General features: G+C 72.0%; 5 protein-coding genes and 1 pseudogene. 3 read left to right on the forward strand and 3 right to left on the reverse strand.

What is annotated here, in order from left to right:
• A pseudogene (locus BB334_RS17860) lies at positions 1–650 on the forward strand (ABC transporter ATP-binding protein/permease); the annotation flags it as partial.
• Here the strand turns inward: BB334_RS17860 and BB334_RS11970 are convergent.
• Entirely contained in the window at positions 636–1,742 is a 1,107-nt protein-coding gene (locus BB334_RS11970; RefSeq protein WP_068808721.1) for a glycoside hydrolase family 5 protein, read from the reverse strand. The pseudogene BB334_RS17860 and the gene BB334_RS11970 overlap by 15 nt on opposite strands.
• A gap of 207 nt (positions 1,743–1,949) precedes the next feature.
• Between BB334_RS11970 and BB334_RS18815 the strand changes: the two genes are divergently transcribed.
• On the forward strand, positions 1,950–2,084 hold the full coding sequence (locus BB334_RS18815) for a hypothetical protein (protein WP_269799005.1): 135 nt from the start codon (positions 1,950–1,952) through the stop codon (positions 2,082–2,084).
• 89 nt (positions 2,085–2,173) lie between these two features.
• Positions 2,174–2,545, forward strand: a complete 372-nt coding sequence (locus BB334_RS11975; protein WP_158014402.1) for an MFS transporter — start codon at positions 2,174–2,176, stop codon at positions 2,543–2,545.
• An 11-nt stretch (positions 2,546–2,556) separates the two neighbouring features.
• On the opposite strand, the gene BB334_RS11980 is transcribed toward BB334_RS11975, so the two are convergent.
• On the reverse strand, positions 2,557–4,971 hold the full coding sequence (locus tag BB334_RS11980) for a PAS domain-containing hybrid sensor histidine kinase/response regulator (protein ID WP_068808723.1): 2,415 nt from the start codon (positions 4,969–4,971) through the stop codon (positions 2,557–2,559).
• A 27-nt stretch (positions 4,972–4,998) separates the two neighbouring features.
• A partial coding sequence (locus tag BB334_RS11985; protein WP_083200433.1) for a winged helix-turn-helix domain-containing protein occupies positions 4,999–5,576 on the reverse strand: 578 nt, incomplete at its 5' end.

Below are 5,576 nucleotides of genomic sequence, written 5' to 3' on the forward strand. Positions count from 1 at the left end.
ACCTGATCGAGAGCGACCGCCAGGCGTTCGACGTCCGCCGCCTGAGGCTCGTCACGCCCTCCGGCCAGCTGCTGCTCGACGACTTCGAGCTGCACGTGCGCCGCGGCGAGCGGGTGCTGATCGCGGGCGACCCGGCGGTGACGACGGGCCTGTTCAAGGCGGTCGCCGGCCTGTGGCCCTGGGGCCGCGGCGAGATCCGCCTGCCGCCGGCGCGCGAGCTGATGTTCGTTCCGCAGCGCCCCTTCCTGCCGGTCGGCAGCCTGCGCACCGTGCTGAGCTATCCCCACGCGGAGGCGCGCTACGGGCAGGAGGAGTTGCGCCGCGCCCTCGAATGCGCCGGCATCGCCTGGCTCGCGCGGCGGCTCGATGCGCACGAGGACTGGAGCCGGGCGCTGCCCATGCGCACCCAGCAGCGCCTCGGCGTCGCCCGCCTGTTCCTGCAGCGTCCGGGCTGGATCTTCATCGAGGAAGCCACCGACACCCTCGAAGGCAAGGACGAGGCGAACACGATCGAGCTGCTGCACCATGAGTTGCCGAGCACCACCGTGCTCAACATCAGCCGGCGCCCAGGCCTCGACCACTGCTACGACCGCACGCTGGTCCTGGAGCGGGCGCGGGGCGAGGACGAGGCGCCGCTAGTCGAAGCGTGAGGGCAGCCAGCCGCGCGTCACGCAGTCGCGTAAGCACCAGGCCGGCGTGGTCTCGGTCCTGTAGCTCCAGAAAAACCAGCCGTGGTACTTCTCGAAGGCCATCAGCTGGGCATCGCCGTAGGCCCGACTGGCAACGTCCTGCTGGAAGCGGTCCATGTGCTCGAGGGCGTGGTTGAACGGCCCCTCGGCCCACAGCGACACCACCTTCAGGTCCAGCCCGAGGCTCCATTCGCCGCAGATCGCCGGCAGGCCGAGCCCGGCGCCGATCGCGTCGGCCTCGGCCTTCCACTCGCCGGCGGCCTTGCGGATGTGGCCGTAGATGTCCAGGTCGATGTCGCCGCGCTCGAAGCACTGGTAGCGGTGGAGGTCGAAGATCACGTTGCGCCAAGCCGGTGCCTGCATGAATCCGAGATATTCGCGGTAGCTGCGGAAGCCGTCGTGAAACACCACCGCCACCCGCTCCGCCGGACAGTGCCTGCGGATGCGCGCGTAGGCGTCGAGGTAGTAGGCCTGCAGGTAGTCGGTCGGCACGTCCCAGCGCGGCTCGTTGAGGACCTCGATCGCGTGCAGCGCGCGGTGCGCGCGGTAGCGTTCGGCGAGGCGCTCGAGCACTTCCAGGGAATGCTCGCGGTAATCCGAGCAGGTGTGCCACTCCACCACGTCCTTGATGCCGCCGTTGTCGAAACCGTTCTGACCGCCGGGCGCGGCGTGCAGGTCGATCATGACGCGCAGGCCGAACGCGTCCGCCCAGTCGAGCGCGCGGTCGAGCACGTCGATGCCGCCGGTGACGAAGGGGTGGGGATTGCCGCCATAGCTGCGGTGGTAGGGGTAGTCGGGGCCGAAGATCCAGTGCCCCACCGGGATGCGCACCGCGTTGAGGCCGCGCTCCGCGATCCAGGCGAAGTCCTCCCGCCGGATGAACTGTCGCCAGTGCCGTCGCAGGCGGCCGGGGGCGGCGGCGCCGAGCTCGACGCACCAGGTGGTCTCGTCGGTCGCGGCGAGCCCCTCGAACAGGCTGGGCACCATCCATTTCTCGAGCAGCAGCCAGCCGCCGAGATTCACGCCGCGCAGCTTGGTCCGCATCGGTTCCATCGCTTCCCCCCTGCGTTACGCCTGTACATCGCGCCAACGCGAACAGTATCGCAGGCTCGGGCGCGCCCCGCGATCGCCCTCCGGCCGACGGAAACGAAGCGGCAACACTCGATGCGACGGCGGACATCGGCGAATTACCCGCGGCGCCGACCATCGGCTCCACGCAGGAACGGCCCCCGCCGGCTCCGCGCCGCCTGGAGAACCGCCATGTCCGCCGCCCCGAACCGCCCGCCCGCCCCGCCCTGGCTGCTGATCCAGCGGGTGGATCCCGCCCGGCGCGCCTGGCCGCCGGCATCGTCGGCGCCGGCGGCTCGGCCGGACAGCTGCTGCTCGGCCCGCTGACCCGGGGCGCGATCGACGCCGCCGGCTGGGTCGCCGGCAGCCTCGGCGCCGGGCTGCTCGTCCAGCGGGTGTCGCCGCTGGCCTTGCTGATGAGCCTGTACGCGCTGCGCGGACTGGGCGTCGCGCTCTTTCTCGCAGCGCCGAAGACGCCGGCGGTGATGCTCGGCTTCGCGCTGTGGATGGGCCTCACCTACATGGCGACGCTGCCGCCGACCACCGCGCTGGTAGGGCGCATCGCCGGCGGCCAGCGGCTCGCGACGCTGTTCGGCGTGGTGATGGCGGTGCATCAGCTCGACGCCTTCCTCGGCGCCTGGGCGGGCGGGCTGGCGGTCGCCGCCACAGGCAGCCATACGGTCGTCTGGCTGGTCGACATCGCGCTCGCCGCGGTCGCGGTGATGCTGCATCTGCCGCTGCTGCAGCGAGGCGGAGAGGCACGCAGCCTCGCCACCGCGAGCGCCTGAGCGCTGCGGGCTCAGGCCGCCGGCAGGTGAGCCGCGAGCACCTCGAACAGGCGTTGCGGATCGACCGGTTTGTCGAGCACCGCGACCACGCCCGCCGCAGGTGCCGTCGCCGCCAGCGCGCCGCTGTAGCCGCTGTAGAGCACCACCGGCAGCGCCGCGCGCTGACGGCGGGCGAGGCCGGCGAGCTCGACGCCGGTGAGGCCGGGCATGGTCTGGTCGCTCAGCAGCAGCTCGCAGTCCTCGGCCGGATCCTCGAGTACGGCACGCGCCGCCGCCGGATCGGCGCAGGCCCGCACCGTCAGCCCCCAGCGCTCGAGCAGCTCGCGCATGAAGTCGAGCACGGCGGGCTCGTCATCGACCAGCAGGACGCGCCCGGCGAGCCGCCCCACCGGCAGGCCGGGCGCGGCGGCGGCCAGCCCATTCGCCGGCGTCAGCGCCGCTGCGAGCGGGCGCAGCATGACGCGAAAGCGCGCGCCCTGCCCCACTTCGCTGTCGACCAGCACATGGCCGCCGAGCTCGTGCACGATGCCATGCACCATCGCCAACCCCATGCCCGAGCCGCGCCCGACGCCCTTGGTGCTGAAGAAAGGCTCGAAGATGCGGTCCAGATGTTCGGGCGCGATGCCGCTGCCGGTGTCGGCCACCGCCAGCTCGACGAAATCGCCCGCCACCGGCTGGCGGCAGCTGCAGCACGACCCGCGCACCGCCCAGGCGTGGCGCAGGCTCACCGTGATCGTGCCGCTGCCGTTCATCGCGTCGCGCGCATTGATGCACAGGTTCAGCAGCACCTGCTCGATCAGCACCGGGTCGGCCATCACCGCCGGCACGCGCTCGGCGAGGGCGCAACGGATCTCCACCGAAGCGGGGAAGGACGAGCGTGCCAGACCGATCGACTCGCGCACCAGTGCGGCCAGGGCCAGCGGGCGCGGCTCGCCGCGCTGGCCGCGGCTGAAGGTGAGCATCTGCCGGATCAGATCGCGCGCCCGCTCGCACGACAGCCGCGCCTGATCGAGGTAGCGCGCGAGCGTGGGGTCGCCGTCGGGCCGGGCCGACGCCTGCTCGCCAGCGAGCACCACGTAGCCGAGAATACTGGTCAGCAGGTTGTTGAAATCGTGGGCGATGCCGCCGGTGAGCTGGCCGATCGCCTCCATCTTCTGCGCCTGGCGCAGCTGGGCCTCGAGCTGGGCACGGCGTGCCTCGGCGCGTTCGCGCTCGGTGATCTCGCGCGAGAAGACGAGCAGCCGCGGCTCGCCGGCGATCTCGGCACGGGTAAGCACCAGCTCATCCCAGTGCAGGCTGCCGTCCTTGTTGCGGCGGTGCCACTCGAAGTGCAGTGGGGCCGGGCTCTCTCTTGCGCGCGCCAGCAGGCGCGCCGCCTCCGCGCCGGTGTAGGGCGGCTCGCCTGAACTCAGCGCGCCGATCCCCAGTCCGCGCAGCTCCTCGCGCGTGTAGCCGTAGGCGCTGCAGGCCTTGGGGTTGGCATCGACGATCGCGCCGGTGTCGGGCTGGTGCACGAAGATCGCGTCCTCGGCGGCGTCGAAGATCGCCCGATAGCTCGCCTCCGACGCTCGCAGCGCCTGCTCGGCGCGGCGCCGCTCGAGCTCGGCGACGACGCGCACGGCGACGATCTTCAGCACCGATTCGACCAGCTCGGCGTTGTTGAGCGACCGACGCGACAGCACCGCGACCACCCCGAGCGGGCACCCGCAGGAATCGCTCAGGGGATAGCCGGCATAGGCCTGCAGGCCGAGCTCGGCGAGCTGGTTGTCGCCGGGGAAGCGCTCGCGCAGGCCGCTGCAGAACAGCCGGAACCCCTGCCCGACCACGGTGCGGCAAGGCGTGAGCGCGACCTCGTACTCCATGTTCTCCTGGTAGGCGCCGTCGCCGTAGATGCCGACGGTGCGCACCCGCGAGGGGTCGTCGGCCCGCAGCTCGCCGATGAAGGCATAGTCGGCGTCGAGGATGGTGGCGAGGTAGCGTGCGAGCTCCTGGAACACGCGGTCGGAGCCGGCGCTCGACACCGCCAGCGCCGACTCCTGCAGCGCGCGCTCCATGTTGCGACGGGCGGTGACGTCGTTGGCGAGGCCCCACACGCAGACCACCTCGCCGTCATCGTCGAACAGCGGGAACTTGACCGCGGCATAGATGCGGCGCTCGCTGCCGACCTGGGTGATTTCGTCGAACTCGAGCGCGCGCCTACGCGCGATCACCTGGCGGTCGTGGCGGGCGAAGCCGGCGGCGATCTCGGGCAGGAACAGGTCGACATCGCGGCGGCCGACGATGTCCGCCGCGCGCGCGCCGGTGAGGCGCTCGAAGGCGCGGTTGACGAACAGATAGCGACCGTCGACGTCCTTCGCGAACACCACCGCCGCGACCTCCTCGAACACCGCCGCCATGCGTACGGCCGTTTCGGTGCAGCGCCTCATCCGCCTTCTCCTCGCGCAGCCCGACGCTCAGCCGGCGTCGGGCACGAACATGTAGCCCGCGCCGCGCACCGTGCGCAGCGTGCGCGGGTGGGCGGGATCGGGCTCGATCTTGCGTCGCAGGCGGGCGATGCGGATATCGATCGAGCGGTCGAAGGGCTCCCACTCGCGATTGCGGGTCAGCGTCAGCAGCTGGTCGCGGCTGAGGACCCGGTTCGGATGCTCGATGAAGGCCGCGAGCAGGTCGAACTCCATCGCGGTCAGCTCGATCTCGGCGCCGGCCGCGTCGAAAAGGCGGCGGGCGCCGGGATCGAGCCGGCAGGGGCCGACACGCCGCAGCCCGGCGGCCGTGACCGTTGATGCCGGCGCCGCGTCGGCCGCGGCCCGGAGCCGGCGCATCAGGCTCTTGATGCGGGCGAGCAGCTCGCGCGGGTCGAAGGGCTTGGCGACATAGTCGTCGGCGCCGAGCTCGAGTCCGACCACCCGGTCCACCACGTCGCCCGAGGCGGTCACCATGATGATGCCGAGCCGGTGGCGCTCGCGCAGCTGGCGCGCCAGCGCGAGGCCGTCCTCGCCCGGCAGGCGCAGGTCGAGCAGCACGATGTCGA

The organism is Thauera phenolivorans, assembly GCF_001696715.1.
Taxonomy (GTDB): Bacteria; Pseudomonadota; Gammaproteobacteria; order Burkholderiales; family Rhodocyclaceae; genus Thauera; species Thauera phenolivorans.